General features: G+C 67.4%; 25 protein-coding genes. 12 read left to right on the forward strand and 13 right to left on the reverse strand.

What is annotated here, in order from left to right; all coding sequences use genetic code 11:
* Positions 1–356: 356 nt before the first annotated feature.
* The 3 genes from thrC to BYZ73_RS15970 are packed head-to-tail and all read left to right on the forward strand — an operon-like array spanning position 357 to position 3,597.
* Positions 357–1,748 (forward strand): threonine synthase, encoded by a 1,392-nt coding sequence (gene thrC, locus BYZ73_RS15960; RefSeq protein ID WP_112316706.1) that lies wholly within the window; start codon positions 357–359, stop codon positions 1,746–1,748.
* Positions 1,745–3,007 (forward strand): M16 family metallopeptidase, encoded by a 1,263-nt coding sequence (locus BYZ73_RS15965; protein WP_108024537.1) that lies wholly within the window; start codon positions 1,745–1,747, stop codon positions 3,005–3,007. Before thrC ends, BYZ73_RS15965 begins: the two co-directional genes overlap by 4 nt.
* On the forward strand, positions 3,007–3,597 hold the full coding sequence (locus BYZ73_RS15970; protein ID WP_108024539.1) for a GNAT family N-acetyltransferase: 591 nt from the start codon (positions 3,007–3,009) through the stop codon (positions 3,595–3,597). The genes BYZ73_RS15965 and BYZ73_RS15970 overlap by 1 nt, the downstream gene beginning before the upstream one ends.
* A gap of 18 nt (positions 3,598–3,615) precedes the next feature.
* Here the strand turns inward: BYZ73_RS15970 and BYZ73_RS15975 are convergent, their stop codons facing one another.
* On the reverse strand, positions 3,616–4,404 hold the full coding sequence (locus BYZ73_RS15975) for a TylF/MycF/NovP-related O-methyltransferase (protein WP_220086851.1): 789 nt from the start codon (positions 4,402–4,404) through the stop codon (positions 3,616–3,618).
* A 143-nt stretch (positions 4,405–4,547) separates the two neighbouring features.
* On the opposite strand from BYZ73_RS15975, the gene BYZ73_RS15980 reads away from it, so the two are divergent.
* A complete protein-coding gene (locus tag BYZ73_RS15980) occupies positions 4,548–5,363 on the forward strand; it encodes an MBL fold metallo-hydrolase (protein WP_112316708.1) in 816 nt (271 codons plus the stop codon).
* Between the two features lie 80 nt (positions 5,364–5,443).
* Positions 5,444–6,868 carry an FAD-binding oxidoreductase gene (locus tag BYZ73_RS15985; protein ID WP_112316709.1) on the forward strand — a complete coding sequence of 475 codons (1,425 nt, stop codon included), beginning with the start codon at positions 5,444–5,446 and terminating at the stop codon, positions 6,866–6,868.
* A 118-nt stretch (positions 6,869–6,986) separates the two neighbouring features.
* Here the strand turns inward: BYZ73_RS15985 and BYZ73_RS15990 are convergent, their stop codons facing one another.
* Entirely contained in the window at positions 6,987–7,526 is a 540-nt protein-coding gene (locus BYZ73_RS15990) for an adenine phosphoribosyltransferase (protein WP_075786220.1), read from the reverse strand.
* Between the two features lie 328 nt (positions 7,527–7,854).
* Between BYZ73_RS15990 and BYZ73_RS22830 the strand changes: the two genes are divergently transcribed.
* Positions 7,855–8,025, forward strand: a complete 171-nt coding sequence (locus BYZ73_RS22830) for a hypothetical protein (protein WP_166673685.1) — start codon at positions 7,855–7,857, stop codon at positions 8,023–8,025.
* Between the two features lie 130 nt (positions 8,026–8,155).
* Positions 8,156–9,112 carry a calcium/sodium antiporter gene (locus tag BYZ73_RS15995; protein ID WP_112316710.1) on the forward strand — a complete coding sequence of 319 codons (957 nt, stop codon included), beginning with the start codon at positions 8,156–8,158 and terminating at the stop codon, positions 9,110–9,112.
* A 64-nt stretch (positions 9,113–9,176) separates the two neighbouring features.
* Here the strand turns inward: BYZ73_RS15995 and BYZ73_RS16000 are convergent, their stop codons facing one another.
* Together BYZ73_RS16000 and BYZ73_RS16005 are read right to left on the reverse strand one after the other, a co-directional pair.
* Entirely contained in the window at positions 9,177–10,049 is an 873-nt protein-coding gene (locus tag BYZ73_RS16000; RefSeq protein ID WP_112316711.1) for an S-methyl-5'-thioadenosine phosphorylase, read from the reverse strand.
* A 132-nt stretch (positions 10,050–10,181) separates the two neighbouring features.
* Positions 10,182–10,787, reverse strand: a complete 606-nt coding sequence (locus tag BYZ73_RS16005) for a flavin reductase family protein (RefSeq protein ID WP_112316712.1) — start codon at positions 10,785–10,787, stop codon at positions 10,182–10,184.
* 72 nt (positions 10,788–10,859) lie between these two features.
* Here BYZ73_RS16005 and BYZ73_RS16010 point away from each other — a divergent pair, with 72 nt between their 5' ends.
* From BYZ73_RS16010 to BYZ73_RS16025, 4 genes are all read left to right on the forward strand, one after another.
* The gene (locus tag BYZ73_RS16010; protein WP_112316713.1) at positions 10,860–11,351 is read left to right on the forward strand and encodes a GNAT family N-acetyltransferase; all 492 of its coding nucleotides are present in this window, start codon (positions 10,860–10,862) and stop codon (positions 11,349–11,351) included.
* A 205-nt stretch (positions 11,352–11,556) separates the two neighbouring features.
* Positions 11,557–12,654, forward strand: coding sequence for a redox-regulated ATPase YchF (ychF, locus tag BYZ73_RS16015; protein WP_112316714.1), 1,098 nt, complete (start codon positions 11,557–11,559; stop codon positions 12,652–12,654).
* A gap of 85 nt (positions 12,655–12,739) precedes the next feature.
* Positions 12,740–13,174 carry a type II 3-dehydroquinate dehydratase gene (gene aroQ / locus BYZ73_RS16020; protein ID WP_112316715.1) on the forward strand — a complete coding sequence of 145 codons (435 nt, stop codon included), beginning with the start codon at positions 12,740–12,742 and terminating at the stop codon, positions 13,172–13,174.
* Positions 13,175–13,297: 123 nt separating this feature from the next.
* Positions 13,298–15,811, forward strand: a complete 2,514-nt coding sequence (locus BYZ73_RS16025) for a cation:proton antiporter (RefSeq protein ID WP_112316716.1) — start codon at positions 13,298–13,300, stop codon at positions 15,809–15,811.
* Between the two features lie 196 nt (positions 15,812–16,007).
* On the opposite strand, the gene BYZ73_RS16030 is transcribed toward BYZ73_RS16025, so the two are convergent.
* The 8 genes from BYZ73_RS16030 to glpD all read right to left on the reverse strand — a co-directional run bounded on the left by BYZ73_RS16030 (position 16,008) and on the right by glpD (position 23,891).
* A complete protein-coding gene (locus BYZ73_RS16030; protein WP_112316717.1) occupies positions 16,008–17,735 on the reverse strand; it encodes an ABC transporter substrate-binding protein in 1,728 nt (575 codons plus the stop codon).
* A gap of 95 nt (positions 17,736–17,830) precedes the next feature.
* Positions 17,831–18,103: a DUF2160 domain-containing protein gene (locus BYZ73_RS16035; RefSeq protein WP_108024563.1), complete on the reverse strand. Its 273-nt coding sequence runs from the start codon at positions 18,101–18,103 to the stop codon at positions 17,831–17,833.
* Positions 18,104–18,107: 4 nt separating this feature from the next.
* On the reverse strand, positions 18,108–18,335 hold the full coding sequence (locus BYZ73_RS16040) for a DUF1413 domain-containing protein (RefSeq protein ID WP_108024564.1): 228 nt from the start codon (positions 18,333–18,335) through the stop codon (positions 18,108–18,110).
* Positions 18,335–19,177, reverse strand: coding sequence for a carbohydrate ABC transporter permease (locus BYZ73_RS16045; protein ID WP_112316718.1), 843 nt, complete (start codon positions 19,175–19,177; stop codon positions 18,335–18,337). The genes BYZ73_RS16040 and BYZ73_RS16045 overlap by 1 nt, the downstream gene beginning before the upstream one ends.
* Complete coding sequence (locus BYZ73_RS16050) at positions 19,177–20,049, reverse strand: carbohydrate ABC transporter permease (protein WP_112316719.1); 873 nt, start codon at positions 20,047–20,049, stop codon at positions 19,177–19,179. The genes BYZ73_RS16045 and BYZ73_RS16050 overlap by 1 nt, the downstream gene beginning before the upstream one ends.
* Positions 20,049–21,134, reverse strand: coding sequence for an ABC transporter ATP-binding protein (locus BYZ73_RS16055; protein WP_112316720.1), 1,086 nt, complete (start codon positions 21,132–21,134; stop codon positions 20,049–20,051). Before BYZ73_RS16055 ends, BYZ73_RS16050 begins: the two co-directional genes overlap by 1 nt.
* A gap of 12 nt (positions 21,135–21,146) precedes the next feature.
* Positions 21,147–22,235, reverse strand: a complete 1,089-nt coding sequence (locus tag BYZ73_RS16060) for an ABC transporter ATP-binding protein (RefSeq protein WP_108024572.1) — start codon at positions 22,233–22,235, stop codon at positions 21,147–21,149.
* Positions 22,236–22,280: 45 nt separating this feature from the next.
* On the reverse strand, positions 22,281–23,891 hold the full coding sequence (glpD, locus tag BYZ73_RS16065) for a glycerol-3-phosphate dehydrogenase (RefSeq protein ID WP_112316721.1): 1,611 nt from the start codon (positions 23,889–23,891) through the stop codon (positions 22,281–22,283).
* A gap of 256 nt (positions 23,892–24,147) precedes the next feature.
* Between glpD and BYZ73_RS16070 the strand changes: the two genes are divergently transcribed.
* The gene (locus BYZ73_RS16070) at positions 24,148–24,909 is read left to right on the forward strand and encodes a DeoR/GlpR family DNA-binding transcription regulator (RefSeq protein WP_112316722.1); all 762 of its coding nucleotides are present in this window, start codon (positions 24,148–24,150) and stop codon (positions 24,907–24,909) included.
* A 34-nt stretch (positions 24,910–24,943) separates the two neighbouring features.
* On the opposite strand, the gene BYZ73_RS16075 is transcribed toward BYZ73_RS16070, so the two are convergent.
* Entirely contained in the window at positions 24,944–25,624 is a 681-nt protein-coding gene (locus BYZ73_RS16075; RefSeq protein ID WP_108024578.1) for a TetR/AcrR family transcriptional regulator, read from the reverse strand.
* Positions 25,625–25,641: the final 17 nt, after the last annotated feature.

The following is a 25,641-nucleotide window of genomic DNA, read 5'->3' on the forward strand; positions in this document are numbered from 1 at the left end:
TGAGACGCGATCCAGGCGCGATCCACCGCAACGATGGCGCAAGGCGCCACGTCAGGGAACCGGGGAATTGGTCCATGTCGCTCCACATGGGCCTTTGGGGGCCGGCTGAAGCCGGGCCAGACCCATCAAGAGTCCGACGCTGCGCGCTCCCGCAGCGTCGGATTTCTTGTTTAGGGGCAATCGCACCGGTACCACAGACCTCAGTTTGCCGCAGTGTCGCCCGGCTTGCGGCCTGTCCGCGCTGTAGCTGTCTGCCGTGCGACCGTCACTTTGTGTCGCTTCCCGGGGCCGCGCCGCGGGGTGACATGGCCCGGCGTCTGGCGTATCACGCGTCAGGTTGAGGGAAAGAGCAGTCAATGCGCTATGTGTCGACCCGGGGGCAGGCCCCGGTCCTGAATTTCGAAGAAGCGATGCTGACCGGGCTGGCCCGTGACGGCGGGCTCTATGTGCCCGAGACCGTGCCGACGATGACGCCCGGGGCCATCGCCGCACTTGCGGGGCTTTCTTATGAAGAGGCCGCGTTCCGGGTGATGCGCCCCTTCGTGGGCGATACGTTCACCGACGCAGAATTCGAGGCGATCATCGCCCGCGCCTATGCCGGCTTCAACCACGCCGCCCGCGCGCCGCTGGCCCAGATCGGCCCGAACCACTTCCTGCTTGAACTGTTCCACGGCCCCACGCTCGCGTTCAAGGACTTCGCGATGCAGCTGATCGGCCAGCTCTTCCAGGCCGCGCTGGAACGGTCTGGGCAACGGGTGACCATCGTCGGGGCGACCAGCGGTGATACCGGCTCGGCCGCGATCGAGGCCTTCCGCGGGCTGAGCAATGTCGATGTCTTCATCCTCTTCCCCGAGGGCCGGGTTTCCGAGGTGCAGCGGCGCCAGATGACGACCCCCGCCGAGGACAACGTGCATGCGCTGGCGCTGAAGGGCGATTTCGACGATTGCCAGGCGCGGCTGAAGGACATGTTCAACCATTTCGAGTTCCGCGACGCGGTCGGGCTTGCCGGCGTCAACTCGATCAACTGGGCGCGGGTGCTGGCCCAGGTCGTCTACTACTTCACCGCGGCGGTCAGCCTCGGCGCGCCGCACCGCCCGGTCCGCTTCACCGTGCCCACGGGCAATTTCGGCGACATCTTCGCGGGCTATATCGCGCAGCGCATGGGCCTGCCCGTCGAGAAGCTGGTGATCGCCACCAACCAGAACGACATCCTGCACCGGGCGCTGACCGGCGGGGCCTATGAAACGAAGGGCGTTGCGCCCTCGATCAGCCCGTCGATGGACATTCAGGTGTCCTCGAACTTCGAGCGCGCCTTGTTCGAGGCCTATGGCCGCGACGGTGCGGCCGTGGCCGGGCAGATGGAGGACCTGAAATCCAAGGGCGGCTTTGCCATCAGCCAGGGCGCGCTGGAATTCCTGCGCGAGACCTTTGCCTCGGGCCGTGCGTCCGAGGCCGAGACGACAGACACGATCCGCGCGACCTTTGCCGCGACGGGGCTGACGATCTGCCCGCATACGGCAGTGGGCGTGAAGGTCGCGGCCGACCAGCCCGCCTCGGCCGCGCCGATGGTGACGCTGGCCACGGCGCATCCGGCGAAATTCCCCGATGCGGTCGAGGCCGCCACCGGCGCGCGGCCGCCCCTTCCAAAATCGATGGCCGATCTGTATGACCGGCCGGAACGGGTGAGCCCGGTCGAGAACGACCTTGCCGCCCTCGAAGCCCTCATCAATGAAAGGCGCAAGCGTTGAGCGTCGAGCTGCACAGGCTGCCGAACGGATTTCGTATCGTGACCGAGCGGATGCCCGGTCTGCAATCCGCGGCCATCGGGATCTGGATCATGGCCGGGGGGCGCGACGAGCGGCCCGAGGAAAACGGCATCGCGCATTTCCTTGAACACATGGCCTTCAAGGGCACCGAGAAGCGCACGACCCTGCAGATCGCCGAAGCGATCGAGGATGTGGGCGGCTATATCAATGCCTATACCTCGCGCGAGATGACCGCCTATTACGCCCGGGTGCTGGAGGCCGACGTGCCGCTGGCGCTGGACGTGCTGGCCGACATCCTGGTGAACCCGCTTTTCGCCGAAGAAGAGATCGAGGTCGAACGCGGGGTGATCCTGCAGGAAATCGGGCAGGTGCTCGACACCCCCGACGACGTGATCTTCGACTGGCTGCAAGAGGTCGCCTATCCCGATCAGGCGCTGGGCCGGTCGATCCTCGGCCCGGCCGAGCGGGTGCGAGGCTTCACCCGCGAGGATCTTTTCCGTTTCATCGGCACGCATTACACGCCCGACCGGATGATCCTGGCCGCCGCGGGTGCGGTCGATCACGCCGAGATCGTGCGCCTGGCCGAGGCGCTTTTCTCGGGACAGACGCCCGCCGCGCGCGGCCAGCTGGACCCCGCGCGTTTCGCCAGCGGCGAGCGGCGCGAGATCAAGCCGCTGGAACAGGCGCATATGGCGCTGGCCTTCGAATGCCCCGGCTATCGCGACCCGGGCATCTATACCGCGCAGGTCTTCTCGACCGCGCTGGGGGGCGGCATGTCCTCGCGGCTGTTCCAGGAACTGCGCGAGAAACGCGGGCTCTGCTATACCGTCTTCGCCCAGACCGGCGCCTATGCCGATACCGGGATGCTGACGCTTTACGCGGGCACCAGCGCCGAACAGGTCGGACCGATGGCCGAGCTGACCATGGCCGAGCTGGCCCGCGCCGCCCAGGACATGACGCCGGCCGAGGTGGCGCGCGCCCGGGTGCAGATGAAGGCGGGGCTTCTGATGGGGCTGGAAAGCCCGTCCAACCGGGCCGAACGGCTGGCGCGGCTGGTCTCGATCTGGGACCGCGTGCCCGGGGTCGAGGAGACGGTCGCCAATATCGACGCGGTCACCACCGGCGATGTGCGCGAGTTCGCGGCCCGGCTGGCCGGAACCGCCCGCCCGGCGCTGGCCCTTTACGGCCCCGTCTCGGGGGCACCGGCGCTTGACGCGCTGCAAGGCAGGCTCGCCGCCTGATGCTGGGGTTCAGGCGCAAGGTCCGGATCGAGACCGAGCGAATGACCCTGCGCCCCCCGGTTCATGCCGATTTCCGGCCTTGGGCGATGCTCAGGGCCGAGAGCATGGGGTTCCTCACCCCCTGGGAACCGACCTGGTCGCCCGACCATCTGTCGCGCAAGGCCTTCACCAACCGGGTCTACTGGGCACAGCGGGCGCTGGGCACCGGCTCGGCGGTGCCGCTTTTCCTGTTCCGCCACTCGGACGACGCGCTGCTGGGGGCGATCACGCTTGACAACATCCGCCGCGGCCCGTCGCAATCGGGCACGCTCGGCTACTGGATCGGCGAATGCCATGCCCGCCACGGCTACATGCGCGAGGCGATCGAGGCTCTGGTGCAATACGCCTTCACCCACAAGGATCTGAGCCGGATCGAGGCCGCCTGCCTGCCCGAGAATGCCGCCTCGCGCGGGGTTCTGGAAAAATGCGGCTTCAAATACGAAGGCGTGGCCCAGAGCTATCTGCAGATCAACGGACGCTGGCGCAATCACGTGCTCTATTCGAACCTGCGCCGCGACCGGCGCGGCCGGACCGAGACCGGTCTGGCCTGAGGCCGTCCGGCGCAGGGCCTAGCGTTTCAGCACCAGCCCCTGTCCGGTCGGCAGCGGGAAGACCCGATAGTTGCGGGCGTCGAACCACGGGTCCTCGGCCAGCTTCTGCGCACGGTAGCCCATCGACCATTCGTAATCGTCAAGAATGACGATGCCGCCCGGCACCACCCGGTCGAACAGCATTTCCAGCGCGGCAAGTTCCGCTCCGACCTGGTTGAGGTCGAGATGTAGGTAGGAAATCTTCTGCGGCGCCTCGGTCCGCAGGACATCGGGGATGCGGCCGCGCACGATCCGCACCGTCGGATAGCCCGCGAACCGCGCCTGCACCCGGGCGTGCAGGTCCGGCCCGTGTTCCGGCATCGCGTGATGCGGGTCGCTGTCATCATGTTCGAAAAGATCGTAAGCCCAGAACTGGCGAGGGAATTCCGGCCCGCCCAGATAGTCGACCACGACCTTGACCGCGGTGCCGCGATAACAGCCGCATTCGACGAAGTCGCCCTCGAGCTGGACCGCGTGATAGCCCGCGCAGGCCAGGATATACCGCCGCCAGACCGTCGCCTGGTCGATCGCGTGATCGCCCAGATTGCCCTGCCAGGCGGTCATGAAGGGCTGGTCGTCGAACATCGAGTTGTTGCGCCCCCAGCTGAGGAAATTGTCGGCGAAATGGACGCCGCCCGCCATGCGCTTGGCCATCGCCCGGGCGAAGGCGGCGATCTCGTCGGCATCGGTGATGCCCCAGAAGACCGGAACGAAGAAATCCTGCACGACATGCGGGTCGGCGGGGGGAGTGAGTTTCGGCAGTTGCATGAGAACCCTCTGCGCCAGGACCCTGACGTGCTGTCCGGGCCTGGGCGCAGATAGCCATGCTTGCATTGATGCTGCGTGAATCGAACCGCCCGGGCGTGACCGGCGCGGACCGGGCGCTATCTTCGGGGCGGGAGGTGCCATCCATGCTGCGATCCTGCCTGATCCTGCTTGCGGTCCTGACCGCCTCGTCCGCCGCTGCCGATGGACGGCGGCTCAGCCATTGCATCGCCATCGCCGATGCGGACCCCGGCATCGCCTACCTGCACCGCGCGTCCTTCGGCACGCCGCTCGCCGAGAACACGGTTCGGCTGACCTTCGTCGATCACGCGACCTTTCTGCTCGAAACCCCGGGCGGTCTGGTCGCGGCGACCGATTATACCGGCTATCTCGGCCCGATGCCGGTCACGCCCGACGTGGTGACCATGAACAACGCCCACGAAACCCATTTCACATCCTTTCCCGATCCGGCCATTCCCCATGTGCTGCGGGGCTGGGCCAGGGACGGGGTCGCGGCCGATCATCACCTCGATCTGGGCGAGATGCTTGTGCGCAACGTGCCGACCGACATTCGCGGCTATGACAGTGCGGCGGTCCACCCCAACGGCAACTCGATCTTCGTCTTCGAGGTGGCGGGGCTTTGCATCGGGCATCTGGGCCACCTGCACCACATCCCGGACGAGGCGCAATTCGCGGCGCTCGGGCGACTCGACGTGGTGATGGCGCCGGTCGACGGGCGGCTGACGCTGGACCTGCCCTCGATGATCGCGGTGCTGACCCGGCTGAAAAGCTCGGTGGTGATCCCGATGCACTGGTTCGGCCCCCGGACGCTCGACCGCTTTCTGGCCGGCATGGCGGACGAGTTCGCGGTGACCCGGCCGGGGGATTCGTCGCTCGAGCTGTCGCTTCGCACGCTGCCGTCCCGTCCGACGGTCGTGGTGCTGGAGCTCCTCTCCGACTGAGCTCTCCGCCCGATCTGTCCAACCCTGTCCGACCGGCTTGCCAGCGGGCGGCCCGCCATGCTTCACCGGTGGGGAAAGGAATGCCCATGCTGAACCCTGTCACCGACGCCTTTGCCGCCGACCTGCGCACTCGCCTGCCCGCCGCCGTCTTCTGCGAGTTGACGCCCGCCTATCTGGAAGAGCCGCGTGGCCGGTTCCGGGGGCAGGGAGGGTTGTTGCTGGCGCCGGGGCGGGTCGAGGAGGCGGCCGAGATCGTGCGCGCCTGCGCCACCGCGCGGGTCGGCATCGTGCCCTATGGCGGCGGGACCGGTCTTGTCGGCGGGCAGATCCTGGAAGCGGGCCCCGCCCCGGTAATCGTCACGCTGGAACGGATGCGGGCCATTCGCGCGGTCCATGCCGACGAGAATGTGCTGGTGGCCGAGGCGGGCTGCATCCTGACCGAGGTGCAGGACGCGGCCGAGGCGGCGGGGCGGCTGTTTCCGCTGTCTCTGGCCTCCGAGGGCTCGGCGCGCATCGGCGGGCTTTTGTCGACCAATGCGGGCGGCGTCAACGTCCTGCGCCATGGCAATGCGCGCGATCTCTGCCTCGGGATCGAGGCGGTGCTGCCCGACGGGTCGATCCTGAAGGGGCTCAAGCGGCTCCGGAAGGACAATACCGGCTACGACCTGCGGCATCTTCTGATCGGGGCCGAAGGCACGCTGGGGCTGATCACCGCGGCAGCGCTGAAACTGGCGCCCCGGCCTGCGAGAACGGGCGCGGCGCTTCTGGCGGTGCGCGATCCGGCGGCGGCGCTGGCGCTGCTGGCCATGGCACGGGACCGGGTGGGCGAGGGGATCTCGGCCTTCGAGCTGATCCACCGTGCCGGGTTCGACTTCATCGCCGAGACCCTGCCCGACCTGCGCCGTCCCTTCGCCGATCCGCCGGACTGGACAGTGCTGATCGACCTCGGGCTCGGTGCCGGGCAGGACCCGGCCGCGGCGCTCGAGGACCTTTTTGCCGAGGCCTTCGAGGCGGGGCTGGTCTCGGATGGTCTGGTGGCGCAGTCCGAGGCGCAGCGGCACGATTTCTGGATGGTGCGCGAATCGATCCCGCTGGCCAACCGGCGGATCGGGGCAATCTCGTCCCACGACATCTCGGTGCCGCTTTCCGCGATCCCCGACTTCATCGCCGCGGCCGGACCCGCGCTGGCCCGGATCGGCCGCTTCCGGATCAACTGCTTCGGCCATCTGGGCGACGGCAACCTGCATTACAACGTTTTCCCGATGCCGGGCGAGACCCGGGCCGATCATGAGCCCCGCCGCAGCGCCATCAAGCGCTGCATTCACGATCTGGTGGCCTCCTTCGATGGCTCGGTCAGCGCCGAGCATGGGATCGGGCGGATGAAGGTCGAGGATCTGGAACGCTACGGCGACCCGGCGCGGCTGGCGGCGATGCGGGCGATCAAGGCTGCGCTCGACCCCGCCGGGATCATGAACCCGGGGGCGGTGCTGCGGGCCCCATCCTGATCTCGGGCGCGGACGGCGCGGTCGCGTCGTGGGTATTTTCGCCAAGAAGAAGCGGACGTTCGTTTCTTCTTGGCAGAAATACCCTGGGGGTCCGGGGGCAACGCCCCCGGCGCTGTCGTCAGGCGCCCTCGTAGGCGCAGAGCGTATGCACGTCCATCCCCATCTCTTCCAGCCGCTTGCGGCCGCCAAGATCGGGCAGGTCGACGATGAAGGCGCAACCGATCACCTCGGCGCCAAGCCGTTCGCACAGCTTGATGCCCGCCTCGCAGGTCCCGCCGGTGGCCAGGAGATCGTCGACGATCAGCACCTTTTCGCCCGGAGCGAGCGCGTCGTCATGGATCTCGACCACGGCCTCGCCATATTCGAGCTTGTATTCCTCGGCGATGGTCGCAGCCGGAAGCTTGCCCTTCTTGCGGATCGGCACGAAGCCCTTGGAAAGCTGGTGAGCGATGGCGCCGCCAAGGATGAAGCCGCGTGCCTCGAGCCCCACCACCTTGTCGATCTGCGCCCCGGCATAGGGGTTCAACAACTGGTCGATGGCCATCCGAAACCCGCGCGGATCGGCGAAAAGCGTGGTCACGTCGCGAAACATGATCCCCTCATGGGGGAAATCGACGATGGTGCGGATGTAGTCCTTGACGCTGCTGCTGGCGATCATCCCGGGGGCCCTCTGCTTCAGATCCTTCGGGCCCCGGTTCTGGCGCAAGGCCTTGCCCCCCGCAAGGGCGTGGTTTGACGCAAGCGGCGGGTCGGCTGCGACGGATCAGCTGCGCGAGGTCATGAAATAGCGGTAGAACCGGTCGGAAATCCAGCTGAGATGCGGTTTGCGCCAGTCCATCCGGTCCCGCGTCAACAGGGTCTGCGCGACATGAAGATTCATTTTCCCGATCCCTTCCTTTTTCTCTTGTGGACCCATGCCCGCTTGAGGTTAATGGAAAATGTATATACATCGCCTAGGCAAAAATCAATGGCGGCGTGAGGTCCGGATGGGGAAGAAGGGCGGCAAGAAGGACAGTCAGCTGGTGTTGCGGCTGGACAAGGACGAGCGCGAGGAATTTGTCGCGCTCTGCAAGGCGCTCGATACCAGTGCGGCGCGCGAGATCCGGGCCTTCATCCGGAAATTCGTGCGCGAGAACGGTTCCGAGCCGCGAAAGTAGCGGTGCGGCGCCAAAGACCGCAAGGCCGCGCCTCGCGCCCCTTGAAGGGGACGCGGCGCCATCCTAGGTCGGCCTCGCCGCGCCCCGGGTCCGGGCGCGGCCGGCGGGGTCGGGGCCTTGGAGTTTTCCCTTGGATATCGTCCTGGTTCTGGCCGGGCTCGCGGCGCTGATCGCGGGCGGCGAGCTTCTGGTGCGCGGCGCGGTCGCGCTGGCCCGGCGCTTTGGCGTGTCGCCGATGATCATCGGGCTGACCTTCGTCGGGTTCGGCACCTCGACGCCCGAACTGGTGACGAGCCTGCAGGCGGCGCTGACCGGCGCGCCCGACATCGCCCTTGGCAATGTCGTCGGCAGCAATATCGGCAACATCCTTCTTATCCTCGGGCTGGCGGCGCTGGTGCGGCCGATGCAGGTCTGTCCGGCCGCCCTGCGGCGCGACGGCGGCGCGCTGGCGCTTGCGACCGGCCTTGCCGTGCTGGCCATGCTGGGCGGCGCGCTGGGGCGCGGCAGCGGTGCGGCGGGGCTGACGCTGCTGGTGGCCTATCTTGCCGTCACCATCTGGCAGGAGCGGCGGTCCGCGACCGCGGCCGGGGCGGTTTACGAGGCCGAGGCAGAGACGCTCGGCCCGCTCGACCGACCGGGGCTGGCCCTGCCGGTCATGGCGCTCGGGCTGGGGCTGACGCTGGCCGGGGCCAAACTTCTGGTAGCGGGGGCGGTGGGGCTTGCCGCCGCGGCTGGCTTGTCCGAGGCGGTGATCGGGTTGACCGTGGTCGCCATCGGCACGTCGATGCCCGAGCTTGTCACCTCGCTGATGGCGGCGCGGCGCGGCGAAAGCGGTGTTGCCATCGGCAATGTCATCGGCAGCAACATCTTCAACCTTCTGGGCATCCTTGGCGTGACCGCCCTGGTGCAGCCGCTGGAGGTGGCCGGGCGGATCGCCGGGTTCGATGTCTGGGTGATGCTGGCGGCCACGGCCGGGCTGATCGTCGTGGCCTGGACCGGCGGGCGGATCACGCGGGCCGAGGGCGGGGGTCTGGTGGCCGGCTATGGCGTCTATCTGACGGCGCTTCTGCTGAGCGCAGCGGCCTGATTGGGGCGCTTGTTCTTGTGCGAACGCCCGGCCGTGCAGGCCGGGCGTCAGGGTCGTTTTCGGCTTAGCGGCCGAGCACGCGGCCCGCGACGGCGTCGAGCCGGGCCAGCAGCGCCGGGTCGCGTTTCTCTGGGGCGGTGATCAGCGCGTATTCCAGCGCAGTGTCGCAGCCCTTGTCGCAGGGCTTGTGCGCGCCCAGCAGCCGGGGCAGGCGGCTGACCATGCCGCGCGCCTTTTCGGCGTTGCCGATCAGGGTCTTGACGATATCGGCCACCTCGACCGCGTCATGGTCGGGATGCCAGCAATCGTAATCGGTGACCATCGCGATCGAGGCATAGCAAAGCTCGGCCTCGCGGGCGAGCTTGGCCTCGGGCATGTTGGTCATGCCGATCACGTCGCAGCCCCAGTTCTCGCGATAAAGCTTCGACTCGGCGAGCGTCGAGAATTGCGGGCCTTCCATCGCCAGATAGGTGCCGCCGCTATGCACGGTGATGCCCTCGTCGCGCGCGGCCTGCAGGCAGGCGGCCGACAGCCGGGCGCAGGTCGGATGCGCCATGCTGACATGGGCCACGCAGCCTTCGCCGAAGAAGCTTTTCTCGCGGGCGATGGTGCGGTCGACGAACTGGTCGACCACGACGAATTCGCCCGGGGCGAAATCCTCGCGGAACGAGCCGCAGGCCGAGACCGAGACGACATCGGTGGCGCCGATCCGTTTCAGCGCGTCGATATTGGCGCGGTAGGGCACGGAGGTCGGCGAATGCACGTGGCCGCGGCCATGGCGCGGCAGGAAGGCCATCTTCATCCCGTCGAGCGTGCCGGTCAGGATCTCGTCCGAGGGTTTGCCCCAGGGGGTGTCCACCGCCTGCCAGCGCGCGTCCTCAAGCCCGTCGATGTCGTAGACGCCCGAGCCGCCGATCACCGCGATCATTCGTTCCATGTCATCCGTCCCTCTTTTTGGATCTGGCATGCCGGCGCCCCTTTTAAGCGTCCCGTCCCGGAATGGAAACGGCGCCAAGGCCGCATGTCCATTAATTCCGCGGGTGGCGGCTTCGGCCGATTGGTCTTGGTCTCAGTCGCCGGGGCGCTTCAGCTCGAAGGTGTCGCGCACCACGGCATAATCGCGATAGCCGAGCCGGGCGAGCGGCCGGAACCGGGTGACCTCGAAGCGGCCGTCGACCAGGCAGTCGTCGCGCAGATGGATGCCGGTGACCTCGCCGAAGACGGCGAAATTGGCCGCCCCCGGCAGCGTGACGATCCGGGTCAGCCGACATTCCAGCGCGGCCGGTGCTCCGGCCACCCGCGAACAGGCGATGGTCTCGCAAGGGGCGCGGGCGATCCCGGCGAGGGCGAATTCGTCGGTCTCGCGCGGGGCGGGGGCCGAGGTCGCGTTCATCGCATCGGTAGCGGCCTCCTCGACGATCATGACGCAAAAGACTCCAGTGTCGCGGATATTGGCCACGCTGTCCTTGGTGCCGTCGCGATCCGGCTTGGCCGAAGTCGAGGCGAACATCACCTGGGGCGGTTCGTAGGCCACGGCATTGAAGAAGGAATAGGGCGCGAGGTTGTCCCGTCCCGCGCCGTCGCGGGTCGAGATCCAGCCGATGGGCCGGGGGGCGACGATGGCGCCGAACGGGTTGTGCGGCAGGCCGTGACCGGCCTCGGGGCGGTAGAACATGGCGGTCCTCTCGGGCATTTCCCCCGGCATAACCTCGTGCTAGGGCCGGTTCCAGCAACAAGGGAGAGCGCGGTGAACCGGGTGGCGGAAGAAACGGCCGAGGACTGGTGGGACGTCGAGGCGCTTTACGACCTCTGTTTCGCGCCGGGGCGCACGGCGCTGTCGTCCTACCGGCTGCGGGACGGGGTGCCGCCAGTCGCGGCGCTGTGCCTGACCGCGCGGGACGAGGCCGGCATCCTGGCGGCGGCGATCCGCTACTGGCCGATCCGGATCGGTGCGGCCGGGGCGCTGCTGCTGGGGCCGGTCGCGGTGCACCCGACGCGCCAGGGCGAGGGGCTCGGGGCGCTTCTCATACGCGACTCGCTGGCGCGGGCCGAGGCGCTGGGGGTGGACCGGGTGATGCTGGTGGGGGACGCGCCCTATTACGCGCGGTTCGGGTTCACCAAGCTCGACGCGGTCGAGATGCCGCCGCCCACGAACCCGGACCGGGTTCTCGGGATCGCGCTGTCTCCCGGCGCCTGGGACGGGGTGGCTGGCCTCGTGACGCGCGCGACCCCGGACTGAGGGCGATTGGGGGCGGGCCGGTTTGGGCGGGCCCCAATTCTTCTGCGAAGAATTGCGCCCGGGTCCGGCCGTTGGCGAGGGCCCCCGGGCGGCGATTGGGCCGGACAAACCGGCCGGCGGGACGACCCGGCCCGACGGGGACGCTTGACGGGCGGGGTCCGCGCCCCCTACATGCCCGCGCACCCAAGCCAGGAGAGACGGGATCATGGGCTTCAAGACCGGCATCGTCGGCCTGCCGAACGTGGGCAAATCGACCCTTTTCAACGCGCTGACCCGCACCGCAGCGGCGCAGGCGGCGAATTTCCCGTTCTGCACCATCGAGCCCAATGTGGGCGAGGTTGCCGTTCCCGATCCGCGTCTCGACAAGCTGGCGGAGATCGCGGGGTCGAAACAGATCATCCCGACCCGGATGACCTTCGTCGACATTGCGGGGCTGGTGAAGGGCGCCTCCAAGGGCGAGGGGCTCGGCAACCAGTTCCTGGCCAATATCCGCGAATGCGACGCCATCGCCCATGTGCTGCGCTGCTTCGAGGATGGCGACGTCACCCATGTCGAGGGCCGGGTCGATCCGGTCGCCGATGCCGAGGTGATCGAGACCGAGCTGATGATCGCCGACATGGAATCGATCGAGAAGCGTCTGCAGGGGCTCGTCCGCAAGGTCCGGGGCGGCGACAAGGACGCCATCCAGCAGGAGCGTCTTCTGAAAGCCGCGCTCGACGCCCTCAACGCGGGCCGTCCCGCCCGCACCGTCGCGGTGGCCGAGGACGATGCCAGGGCCTGGGGCATGCTGCAGCTTCTGACCGCCAAGCCCGTGCTGTATGTCTGCAACGTCGCCGAGGAAGAGGCCGCGTCCGGCAATGCCTTCTCGGCCGCCGTGGCGGCCATGGCCGAGACGGAGGGCGCGGCCAGCGTCGTGATCTCGGCCAAGATCGAGGAAGAGATCAGCCAGCTCGATCCCGAGGAGTCCGAGGTCTTTCTGGAAGAGCTTGGGCTGGAGGAAGCAGGCCTCGACCGGCTGATCAAGGCGGGCTACGGGCTTCTGGGGCTCGAGACCTATTTCACCGTGGGCCCCAAGGAGGCCCGCGCCTGGACCATTCCGCTGGGCACCTCGGCGCCCAAGGCCGCGGGCGTCATCCATGGCGATTTCGAGCGCGGCTTCATCCGGGCCGAGACCATTGCCTTTGACGATTTCATCGCCCATGGCGGCGAGCAGGGGGCCAAGGACGCGGGCAAGATGCGCGCCGAAGGCAAGGGCTATGTCGTCCAGGATGGCGACGTGATGCATTTCCTCTTCAATACCTGAGCCCTCAAGCCGGACCGGGCGGGGCGGCCTTTCCGGCCGCGCCCGTCCGCGCTAGAAAGAACAGGCGCGGTTTCGGGAGCCACCCATGAAGACGATCCACATCCTGAACGGTCCGAACCTGAACCTGCTTGGGCAGCGCGAGCCCGAGATCTATGGTCGCGAGACGTTGGCCGATGTCGAGACCGCCTGCGCCCGGGTGGCCGGGGAAAAGGGGTTCTCCGTCACGCTGCGGCAGTCGAACCACGAAGGGCAGATCGTCGACTGGATTCACGAGGCGCGGCAGACCGCCTGCGCCATCGTCATCAACCCGGCGGCCTTCACCCATACCTCGGTCGCGATCCTCGATGCGCTGAACGCCTTCGAGGGGCCGGTGATCGAGGTGCATATCTCGAACGTTCACAAGCGCGAAGCCTTCCGCCACCGGTCCTATGTCTCGCTGCGGGCCGATGGCGTCATCGCCGGCTGCGGGATCGAGGGCTACGAACTGGGCGTGCGGCGGATCTGTTCGCTTCTGGCCTGAGCCCCCTGATCGTCGCGTCCCCGGCGCGGTAGCCTGTCCTCCGCGGCGCCCTGACCCAGCGCGGAGCACACGGGTTTTCCGTGCGGCGCTTCCCCCCCTGTCGCTTTCGCCTATCTCAGAGCCATGGACATTGTCGTTCTCACCACCATTACCGCCTGCCTTTTCGTGGTCATCGCCGCAGCGGAACCGCTGGCCGCGCGGCTGAGGCTGCCCTATGCGGTGATCCTGGCGGTTCTGGGGATGATGATCGGCGCGGGCGCCATCTTCTTCCTGCGGACCGACCTGACCGATGCGCTCAATCCGGTGGCCGAGGCGATCCTCAACCTGCCGATCCGGTCGAACGTCTTTCTTTACGTTTTCCTGCCGATGCTGCTTTTCCAGGTCACGCTGGGGATGAACCTGCGCCGCATGCTGGACGACTGGGTGCCGATCCTGATGCTGGCGGTGGTCGCGGTCGTGGTCGCGACGCTGTCGGTGGGCTACGCGCTGGCCTGGGCAAGCCCCTGGCCGATCACCGTCTGCCTGCTGATCGGGGCCATCGTCTCGACCACGGATCCGTCGGCCGTGGTGGGCATCTTCCGGTCGATCTCGGCGCCGCGGCGTCTTGCCCGCATCATCGAGGGCGAAAGCCTCCTGAACGACGCCGCCGCCATCGCGCTCTTTGGTCTGTTCATGAGCTTTGTCATGGATAACGTGCCCGACCCCGCCTTTTCCTCGGCGCTGGGGCGCTTTCCGATGCTGATCGCGGGCGGGGCCGTCACCGGCTGGATCTGCGCGCGGGTGGCGATATGGACGATGACGCTGTTCCAGCGGTTCGAGCTGGCGCAGATCTCGCTGTCGGTGGCGCTGCCCTATCTGGCCTATATCCTCGCCGAGCGCAGCGTCGGCGCCTCGGGCGTGATCGCCGTGGTGGCGGCGGGGCTGACGCTGAACCTGATGGGGCCGGGGCGGCTGGCGCCCTCGGCGATGACGAACCTGCGCGAAGTCTGGGACCTGCTGGCGCATTGGGCCGGGGCGCTGATCTTCGTGCTGGCCGCACTGCTGATCCCGCGCCTGATGGAAGAGGTGCGGCTGGACGATCTGGGCCTTGTCGCCGCCGTGGCCGTGGCGGCCATCGCGGCGCGGGTCGTGATCCTCTTCGGGCTCTTGCCGCTTCTGACCCTGCTGCGGCTTTCGCCCATGGTCGAGCGGCCCTATCGCGTGGCGATCCTCTGGGGCGGTCTGCGCGGCGCGGTCACGCTGGCGCTGGCGCTGGCGGTGACCGAAAGCGTCCATGTCCCGGTCGAGGTCAAGCGCGTGGTCGGTATCCTTGCGACCGGGTTCACGCTGTTCACCCTGCTCGTGCAGGGGACGACATTGCGGCCGGTGATCCGGCTTCTGGGGCTCGACCGGCTGTCGCCCATCGACCGGGCGCTGTCCAACCAGGTGGTGGCGGTCGCGCTGCAGACGGTGCGCGAGGACGTCGCCCGCACCACCGAAACCTATGATCTCTCGCACGACATCGTGCGCTCCGAGGCCAAGCGCTTCGGCGAGCGGCTGGACGAGGCGGTGAAGACCGCCGATGCGGATGCCGAGATCCTTGATCGGGACCGCGTGACGCTGGGGCTGGTGGCGCTTGCCGGGGCCGAACGGGACGCCATCCTGAACCGCATTCGCGACCGCACCATCCCGCTCGGGCTTGCCGAACGGATGCTGTCGAATGCCGACCGACTGATCGAGGGCGCGCGCACCGGCGGGCGGTCAGGCTATCGCACCGCCTCGAAGGCCAGCACCGGCTACAGCCGCGCCTTCCGGCTGGCGGTGGTGCTGAACAACCGGCTGCGCATCGCAGGTCCGCTGGCGCGGCTGACCGCCGACCGGTTCGAGGACCTGCTGATCCAGCGGCTGGTGCTGCGCGATCTGGGCGGGTTCATCGAGGCGCGCATCCGGCGCATCCACGGACGCCGGGTGGCGGACCTGTTGCAGGAACTTCTGGAACGGCGCGACGAGGCGCTGGAAACCGCGCTGGACGGGCTGAGGCTGCAATTCCCGGGCTATGCCGAGGAACTGGAGCGCCGCTTCATCCGTCGCACCGCGCTGCGGCTGGAGGAACGCGAATACCGGTCGCTGCGCGAGGACGGGCTGATCGGGGCCGAGCTGTTCGCGGTGCTGATGCAGGAGATCGACCGTCGCCGCGCCGCGGCCGAAGAGCGCCCGCGGCTGGATCTTGCCATGAGCAAGGCCGATCTGGTCCGGCGCTTCCCGCTCTTCGCGGGGCTCGACGAAGCGGTGCTGCGGCGGCTGGTGCGCGCTCTGGTGACCCGCCATGCCGATCCGGGTGAGGTGATCTTCCGCAAGGAGATGCCCGCGCGTTCGGTCTTCTTCATCGCCAGCGGCGCGGTCGAGATGGAGATGGCGGGCCAGATCGCGCGGCTTGGCCGGGGCGAGATGTTCGGGCAGATGGCGATCCTGACCCGCAGGCCGCGCCGGGCCGAGGTGCGGGCCATCGCCCCCTCGACGCTTCTGGTCCTCGACGAGGCGCGGTTCCGCAAGCTGCTGTCGAACAGTCCCGCGATGCGCGAAGCCGTCCTTGAAAGCGCGGCTAGGCGCGGCATGGCCCCCGAAAAGATCCTGCCCGCCGAAGCACCCGCCGCGTAAGCGTTGGCAGGACCGGTCCCCGGAAACGTGGTGCGTTTCCGGATGGGGCGGCCTGCGATCCCTCTGCATGGATCGGTTCGGTGTCATACCCCGGCGCGCGGCACTGTCCGTCCTCGGCCGGGTCCGGGATCTTTCCCCGCCAAACGAAAAACGCCCGGCCAGCAAGGGCCGGGCGCCACGGTTGCGCAAAAAGGGCTCAGTTGCTCCAGGACTGGATCAGATCGTCATAGGCGACGGTCTTGGGCTCTTCTTCCTCGTTGGCGAGCTTCGGCTTCGGCGCGCCGGGCTGTTCGAGCCAGTATTCCGCGTCGCGTTCTTCGTTCAGCTTCGGCCCCAGATCGCCCTGCACGCCCGCGCGTTCGAGACGGCTCAGAACCTTCTCCTGATCGGCGCAAAGCGAGTCCAGTGCCTCTTGCGGGGTCTTCGCGCCCGACATCGCATCGCCGATATTCTGCCACCAGAGCTGGGCGAGCTTCGGATAGTCGGGGATGTTGGTGCCCGTCGGCGACCACTGCACCCGGGCGGGCGAGCGGTAGAACTCGACAAGCCCGCCCAGCATGGGTGCGCGGTCGGTGAAGTGCTGCGAGTTGATGGTGGAGTCGCGGATGAAGGTCAGCCCCACGTCCGATTTCTTCACATCGACCGTCTTCGAGGTGACGAACTGGGCATAAAGCCAGGCCGCCTTGGCCCGGTCCACGGGCGTCGATTTCATCAGCGTCCAGGACCCGGCATCCTGATAGCCGATCTTCATGCCCTCTTCCCAATAGGCGCCATGCGGGCTGGGGGCCATCCGCCATTTCGGCGTGCCGTCCTCGTTCAGCACCGCGCCCGCGCCATCGCCCACCATGTCGGCGGTGAACGCGGTGTACCAGAACATCTGCTGGGCGATCTGGCCCTGGGCGGGCACCGGACCGGCCTCCGAGAAGGTCATGCCCGCCGCCGTGGGGGGCGAGTATTTCTGCAGCCATTCGATCGCCTTCGTGACCGCATAGACCGCCGCGGGCGAATTGGTGGCGCCGCCGCGGGCCATGCAGGACCCCACGGGCTGGCTGTTCTCGTTCACCCGGATGCCCCATTCGTCGACCGGCAGGCCATTGGGTTCGCCTTTGTCGCCCATGCCCGCCATCGACATCCAGGCATCGGTATAGCGCCAGCCGAGCGAGGGGTCCTTCTTGCCGTAATCCATGTTGCCGTAGATGTCGCCCTCGGCGCCCATGTAGGACATGTCGCGGCCGGTGAAGAACTCGGCGATGTCCTGATAGGCGGACCAGTTGACCGGGACGCCCAGATTGTAGCCGTACTTGGCCTTGAAATCCTCCATGGTCTTCGGGTCGGTGAACCAGTCGTAGCGGAACCAGTAGAGGTTCGCGAATTGCTGGTCGGGCAGCTGATACAGCTTGCCGTCCGGGCCGGTGGTGAAGCTGGTGCCGATGAAGTCCTCAAGGTCGAGCCCCGGGTTCGTCACGTCGGCGCCTTCGCCCGCCATCCAGTCGGTCAGGTTGCGGGCCTGCTGATAGCGCCAATGGGTGCCGATCAGGTCGCTGTCGTTGATATAGGCGTCGTAGATGTTCTCGCCCGACTGCATCTGGGTCTGCAGCTTTTCGACCACGTCGCCCTCTCCGATCAGGTCGTGGGTGACCTTGATGCCGGTGATCGCGCTGAAGGCCGGGGCCAGCACCTTGGATTCGTATTCATGGGTGGTGATGGTTTCCGAAACGACCTTGATCTCCATCCCCGCGAAGGGTTTGGCGGCGTCGACGAACCATTGCATCTCGGCCTCCTGATCGGCGCGCGACAGCACCGACATGTCGCCGATCTCGGCGTCGAGGAAGCTGCGCGCCTCGTCCATCCCTGCCCAGCCGGGCGCGGCCAGAAGGCCCAGCGCCAACCCCAGCGCGGTTGTGGTTCGGTATCCGTGGGTCATGGTTTCCTCCCTATTGAACCCAGTCTTTTCGTGTCGTCGGGCCGTGCGTCAGCGCGGCGGGCCTCCAATCCCGCCGCCCGACCGTCCTGCGCGGGTCACACCCAGCGGAAGACGGCCGCGGCCCAGCCCGCGCAAAGGATCAGCGCGCCCCATTGCGGCCAGGGCGCAAGCCCCAGCCAGGCCAGATTGAGAAAGGCCGCGCCCAGCAACGTGATGAAGAGCCGGTCGCCGCGGGTCGTCTCGAACCTGAGCACACCCACGCGCGGGGTTTCCGGAAACCGGATCGCCAGCACGGTGAACAGCACCAGAAGCGCCGCGATCGTGGCGAAGAAGGCCGCCGTGGGCCAGGTCCAGGCCATCCAGTCCATGCGCTTACCCCGTCTTCACGTAGACATGCAGGCCGTGTTCCTTGCGGCCGGTATCCTCGATCCCCTCGAACCGGCCCTCCCGTACGGCCCGCAGGAAATCGTTGCCGATCCCCACCTTCTCGCCGATCCAGAGCGTATCCCATCGGGCGCCGACCGCGTCGGGCAAGTGGAATTCGCCGGGGGCCAGCGCATCGAGCGCGTCCCGGATCATGGCTTCCTGATCTGCTGTCATCAAACCCTCCCGAGGGCAAAACCCCTGGCGATGTAATTGCGCACGAAGTAGATCACGAGCGCACCGGGCACGATGGTCAGCACACCCGCGGCGGCCAGCACCCCCCAGTCCAGTCCCGAGGCGCTGACCGTGCGTGTCATGGTAGCGGCGATGGGCTTGGCGTCCACGCTGGTCAGCGTCCGCGACAGCAGAAGCTCGACCCAGGAGAACATGAAGCAGAAGAAGGCCGCGACCCCGATGCCCGAGGCGATCAGCGGCATGAAGATCTTCACGAAGAAGCGCGGGAAGGAATAGCCGTCGATATAGGCAGTCTCGTCGATTTCCTTGGGCACGCCGCGCATGAAGCCCTCGAGGATCCAGACCGCCAGCGGCACGTTGAAGAGGCAATGCGCCAGTGCCACCGCGATATGGGTGTCGAAAAGCCCGACCGAGGAATAGAGCTGGAAGAAGGGCAGGGCAAACACCGCGGGCGGGGCCATACGGTTCGTCAGCAGCCAGAAGAACAGATGCTTGTCGCCGAGGAATGTGTAGCGGCTGAAGGCATAGGCGGCGGGCAGCGCGACGGTGATCGAGATGACCGTGTTCATCACCACGTAGATCATCGAATTGACATAGCCCATGTACCAGGACGGGTCGGTCAGGATGGTCGCGTAGTTCCGGAAGGTCAGATCCTTCGGCCAGAGGCTGAAGCTGCCGAGGATCTCGGCATTGGTCTTCAGGCTCATGTTCAGCAGCCAGTAGATCGGCAAGAGCAGGAACAGAAGGTAAGCCACCATCACCACGGCGCGGGCATTTACCCGGGGCAGGACGCGCGAGGCGGGCAGGGCAGGGGCGTCGGCCATCACTTGCCCTCCCGTTTTTCCATGTTCACCATCACGGTGTAGAAGACGTAGGACACGAGCAGGATCACCAGGAAATACATCAGCGAGAAGGCGGCCGCGGGTCCGAGGTCGAACTGCCCCAGCGCCATCTTCACCAGGTCGATCGACAGGAAGGTGGTGGCGTTGCCGGGCCCGCCGCCGGTGACCACGAAGGGCTCGGTATAGATCATGAAGCTGTCCATGAACCTCAGCAGCACGGCGATCATCAGCACACCCTGCATCTTCGGCAGTTCGATATAGCGGAAGACCGCCCAGCGGCTGGCCTGGTCGATCCGCGCCGCCTGATAATAGGCGTTGGGGATCGATTGCAGCCCCGCATAGGCCAGAAGCGCCACCAGCGAGGTCCAGTGCCAGACATCCATCACGATGACCGTGGTCCAGGCGGCGAAGAAGCCCTGGGTGTAGTTGTAGTCGACCCCCAGCGCGTTCAGCGTGTAGCCCAGCAGCCCGATATCCTCGCGCCCGAAGATCTGCCAGATGGTGCCGACGACGTTCCACGGGATCAGAAGCGGCAGCGCCATCAGCACCAGACAGACCGAGGCCCAGACGCCCTTCTTGGGCATCGACAGCGCCACCAGAATGCCCAGCGGCACCTCGATGGCGAGGATGATCCCCGAAAAGACCAGCTGGCGCCCCAGCGCGTCCCACATCCGCTCCGAGGCGAGCGTCTCGCGGAACCATTCGAGCCCGGCCCAGAAGAACTGGTTCTGCCCGAACGTGTCCTGCACCGAGTAGTTCACGACCGTCATCAGCGGGATCACCGCCGAGAAGGCCACCAGCACCAGCACCGGCAGCACCAGGAACCACGCCTTGTGATTGACTGTCTTTTCCATCAGGCGGCGCTCCCTTGTGCCGGGGCGACCAGCCAGTCGTCGGCATAGACATTGACGTTGGCCGGGTCGAACACGACGCGCGAGGCCTCGGCCGGGATGGTCTCGCCCTCGGCGGCGAGAATGTTGATCTCGGTCCCGAAGCAGGTCGCGCGCAGGATCTTGTGGCGGCCCACATCCTCGATGCGGGAGATCCGGACCGGCAGCCCCTCGTCCTTCGACAGCCGGGCGAATTCGGGACGCACCCCGATCCGGGTGCTGCCCGCGAGCGCCCCGTAGCGGCCGCCAAGGGGCACATGGATGCCGTTCACATAGGCCCGGTCGCCCTCGATCGTCGCGGGCAGCAGGTTCATCCCCGGCGAGCCGATGAAATAGCCCACGAAGGTATGGGCGGGTCGCTCGAACAATTCCTGCGGCGTGCCAATCTGCACAACGCGGCCGTCATGCATGACCACGACCTTGTCGGCGAAGGTCAGAGCCTCGGTCTGGTCGTGGGTGACGTAGATCATCGTATGGCCGAACTCGTGATGCAGCGATTTCAGCTGGGTCCGAAGCTCCCACTTCATGTGCGGGTCGATCACCGTCAGCGGCTCGTCGAACAGAAGCGCGTTGACCTCGCGCCGCACCATCCCGCGCCCCAGACTGATCTTCTGCTTGGCATCGGCGGTCAGCCCGCGCGCCTTGCGGCTCAGCTGATCCTCCATGCCGATCATCCGCGCGACCGCCTGCACCCTCTCGGCGATATAGGCCGGGTCGCGGCCCCGGTTGCGCAACGGGAAGGCCAGGTTCTCGCGCACGGTCATGGTGTCGTAGACTACGGGAAACTGGAACACCTGCGCGATGTTGCGCTGGGCGGTGGGGGCGGCGGTCATGTCGACCCCGTCGAAGAGGATGCGCCCCCGGCTGGGCGTCAGCAGCCCCGAGATGATGTTCAGAAGCGTGGACTTGCCGCAGCCCGAGGCTCCCAGCAGCGCGTAGGCCGCGCCGTCCTCCCAGTCGAGGTTCAGCTCCTTCAGGGCGTAGTCGTCGGGCGATTGCGGGGCGGGCAGGTAGGAATGGGCGAGGTGTTCCAGCGTGATCCGGGCCATGGTCGCTCCTCCTCAGGCCGCAAGGGCATAGGCTGCGGGGGCGACAAGCGCGCCGTCCTCGCCGAAGATGTAGACATGCGACGGGTCCAGATAGACCGGCAGCGCGGCCCCGATCCGAAGATCGCGGATGCCGTGGATCACGCCCACCCAGCGTTCGCCATGGTGGTCGAGATGGATGAAGGTTTCGGACCCGGTGATCTCGAAGACCGCAAGCCCGGTGTGAAAGACCATAGCATCGGCGGTGTGGCGTTCGATCTCGACATGGTTCGGGCGGAAGCCGGCGGTATAGCGCCCGTCGGCGAGTGCGGCGAGAGCGCCCTTCGCCTCGACCCACTGGCCGTCGCCGAACATCAGCCGTCCGCCGGTCTTCGAGACCCTGAGGAAGTTCATCGGCGGGTCGGAATAGACCCGCGCCGTGATCGCGTCCGCCGGTTGCCGGTAGACCCGGGGGGCGGGGCCGAACTGGGTGATTCGTCCTTCCCACAGCGTCGCGGTGTTGCCCCCCAGCAAAAGCGCCTCTTCGGGTTCGGTCGTGGCATAGACGAAGATCGCGCCGGAAGAGGCGAAGATCCGCGGGATCTCGGCGCGCAGTTCCTCGCGCAGCTTGTAGTCGAGATTGGCCAGCGGCTCGTCCAGCAGCACCAGGCCCGCGTCCTTCACCAGCGCGCGCGCCAGCGCGCATCGCTGCTGCTGGCCGCCCGACAGTTCCAGCGGCTTGCGGTCAAGAAGCGGCGACAGCCGCATCATGTCGGCGGTCTTCTTCACCGCGCGGTCGATCTCGTCGCGGCTGCGGCCCTCGAGCCGCAGCGGCGAGGCGATGTTGTCGTAGACCGTCATCGAGGGGTAGTTGATGAACTGCTGATAGACCATCGCGACGCGGCGGTCCTGCACCCGCATGCCCGTCACGTCCTCGCCCTGCCACAGGATGCGCCCGGTCGTGGGCCGGTCGAGCCCGGCCATCAGCCGCATCAGCGTGGTCTTTCCCGAAAGCGTCGGCCCCAGCAGCACGTTCATCGTGCCGGGTTCCAGCGTCAGATCGGTCGCATGGATATGCGTCCGGCCGTTCACGACCTTCGACAGGCCGTCAAGCGTCAGCGCCATCGCGGCACTCCTCCCTTATTCCGTCCCTGGGCCCGTCTCGGCCGCCTATTCGGCGGCGGCGGGCAAGTCCTTGGGACGCTTATCCGTCATCCAGGCGTCAAGCCCGGCAATCTCGTCGGGGCTCAGTCTGAGCCCAAGCTTGCTGCGGCGCCAGACCACATCGGCGGCCTCGCGCGCGAATTCGCGGTCCATCAGCCAGCGCACCTCGGCTTCGGTCAGGGTCGCGCCGAAGTCGCGCCCCAGATCCTCGGGGCTGCGCGCGCCATCCAGCAGGTCTGCCGCCTCGGTGCCATAGGCGCGCACCAGCCGGCGTGCCCAGCGGTCGGTCAGGAACGGGTGCGCCGCCTTGAGCCGCGCGATCAGGTCCTCGACGCCATCGACCGGAAAATCCCCACCCGGCAGCGGCACGCCCGCGGTCCAGCGGCCCGGCAGGCCCTCGTTCACCTCGGAGATCTTTTCCAGCGCGGATTCGGCAAGCCGGCGATAGGTCGTGATCTTGCCGCCGAAGACGTTCAGCAGCGGCGCGCCGGCGCGGTTCAGCTTGACCACGTAATCGCGCGAGGCGGCGGTGGCAGAGCCCTCGCCCTCGTCATGCAGCGGCCGCACGCCGGAATAGGTCCAGACGATATCCTCGACGGTGACGTCCTGCCGGAAATAGCGGTTCACGAAGGCCAGCAGATAGTCGCGTTCGGCCTCGGTGCAGACGGGGGGCGTGTCGGGGTCCGCATGTTCGGCATCGGTCGTGCCGATCAGGGTGAAATCGGTCTCGTAGGGGATGGCGAAGACGATCCGGCCGTCCTGCCCCTGGAAGAAATAGCACCGCTCGTGATCGAAGAGCTTCCGCGTCACGATATGACTGCCGCGCACCAGCCGCACCCGGTCGGACGAGGTTTCGTGCAGCGTCTCGCCGATCACCTCGCCCGCCCAGGGGCCGGCGGCATTGACCAGCATCCGGGCGCGGCGGGTGAAGACCTCGCCGGTCTGCTGGTCGCGCAGCGTGACCGTCCAGAGGTCCGGGCCGCGCGCGGCGCCGATGACACGGGTGCGGACGAGGATCTCGGCGCCGCGCTCGGCGGCATCGCGGGCGTTCAGCGCGACCAGACGCGCATCCTCTATCCAGCAGTCGGAATATTCATAGGCCCGCTGGAAGCTGTCCTTCAGCGGCTGGCCCGCCGGGTCTGTCGCCAGATCCAGCGTGCGGGTCGCGGGCAGGATCTTGCGGCCCCCGAGGCTGTCGTAAAGAAAAAGCCCCAGACGGATCATCCAGGCCGGACGGCGGCCCTTCATCCACGGCATGACCGTGGACAGCAGTCTCGACGCGGGAGTGCTGGCATCGAACCGCATCCGCGTGTCGAGCGGCAGCACGAAGCGCATCGGCCAGCTGATATGGGGCATCGCGCGCAACAGCGTCTCGCGCTCGATCAGCGCCTCGCGGACCAGACGAAACTCGAAATACTCGAGATAGCGCAGCCCGCCGTGAAAGAGCTTGGTCGAGGCCGAGGAGGTCGCCGAGGCCAGATCGCCCATCTCGGCCAGCGTGACGCTCAGTCCGCGCCCGGCGGCGTCGCGGGCGATTCCACAGCCATTGATGCCGCCGCCCACGATCAGCAGGTCGGTCGGGTCGGACTGGGGCGTTGTCGCAAGGGGCGCGGGCATGAATCGGTCCTTTCGGTAGAGTCAACGAACCACGCTGCGACAAGTTGCGTCAATCGGAATTTTCGTTTTTATTCCGTTTCTGTTCGGTATGGCCTGAAGCGCGCAGCTTCATGCGCGATTGGCCGAGTGCGCCTTTCGCATTTGCAGCATGCGCGCGTCCTCGCGGCGGAACTCAGGCGATCTCTGCCGCCGGTCCGGGCTGCGCCGCTTGCGAGGCATCGGAAAATCGAACAATTTGGAGCGGAAAGGAAAACCGATGTCCCAGACCCTGCGCGCCCCCGACATCCTCGACATCGCCCGCCGCGAGGGCCGTGTCACCGTCGAGGCGCTGGCCGAACATTTCGGGGTGACCGTCCAGACCATCCGCCGCGACCTCGCCGATCTGGCCGAGGCGGGCAAGCTCGAGCGGGTCCATGGCGGCGCGATCCTGCCCTCGGGCGTGACCAATATCGGCTACGAACACCGGCGCGACCTGAACCCCGAGGCCAAGGCGGCCATCGCCCGGCGCTGTGCCCGGGCGATCCCCGACGAGGCGTCGGTCTTTCTCAATATCGGGACCTCGACCGAGGCGGTCGCGCGCGAGCTTTCGCATCACCGCAATCTGCTGGTGGTGACCAACAACATGAACGTGGCCAACATTCTGGTCGAGAACCCCGATTGCGAGATCGTGGTGGCGGGCGGCACGCTCAGGCGGTCGGATGCGGGGCTGGTGGGCACGCTGACGATGCGGGCGATCCAGGCCTTCAAGGTCGACTATGCGGTGATCGGCTGTTCGGCGCTGGACGAGGATGGCGATCTGCTGGATTTCGACATCCGCGAGGTTGGCGTCAGCCAGACCGTCATCTCGCAGGCCCGGCGCACCTTCCTGGTCGCCGACGCCACCAAGTTCGAACGGACCGCGCCGGTGCGGATCGCCTCGCTGGGCGATCTCGATGCGCTGTTCACCGATCGCCCCTTGTCCGGGACGCTGGCCGAGCGGTGCCGGGCCTGGAACACCCGGGTCGAGATCGCAGATTGAGGCCGCCTCTCGGGCCCTGCGCAACAGGCCCCTGTCAGCCGCGCGTCCGGCCGTAGGCCGCCATGAAGACCTGAACCGCCGAGGCGACCGAGGCCTCGATTTCCTCGGGGTCCGGGGCGGTCGGGCGTTTGCCGAAGAGTCGGGCGCGCCAGATGCCGGCCACGGTCAGCTCGATGAATTGCGAACTGGCCCGTTCGGGGTCGGGCACGTCCAGCCGCCCGGCGGCGCGTTCGCGGCGCAAAAGCGCATTCAGGTCGTCATGGGTCCGCTGGGCGCCGGCCTCGTAGAACCGTGCCCCAAGCTCGGGCATGCGGTCGACGATGCCCGCGATGGTGCGTTGCCACTGGACCACATGATCGGTGCAGATCGTCGAGGCGAGGCGCTGGCCGAACCGGGTCAACTTGTCCTCAAGCGGCAGATCGCCTTTCAGAAGCGCGTCGAAGCCCGCGAAGATCGCCTCGCGCTCGCGCGCGACGAGGGCCACGAAAAGATCGAGCTTGTCCTCGAAATAGACGTAAAGCGTGCCCTTCGAGACCCCGGCGGCGCGGCAGATCTCGTTCACGCTGGCGCCGTCGAAGCCCTTTTCCAGGAACTCCTTCATCGCGCCCTGCAGGATCTGGTCGCGCTTGGCGGGGTCCTCGCCCGCCGCATGGCGTCGGCAGACGCGGCCGCCGGGGCAGGTGTCGCTGTCGGTTCGGCTGTCGCCTTGCGGCATCTGGGCCGGTCCTTTCG

Origin of the sequence: Rhodovulum viride, assembly GCF_003265965.1 — a bacterium.
Lineage (GTDB): Bacteria > Pseudomonadota > Alphaproteobacteria > Rhodobacterales > Rhodobacteraceae > Rhodovulum > Rhodovulum kholense.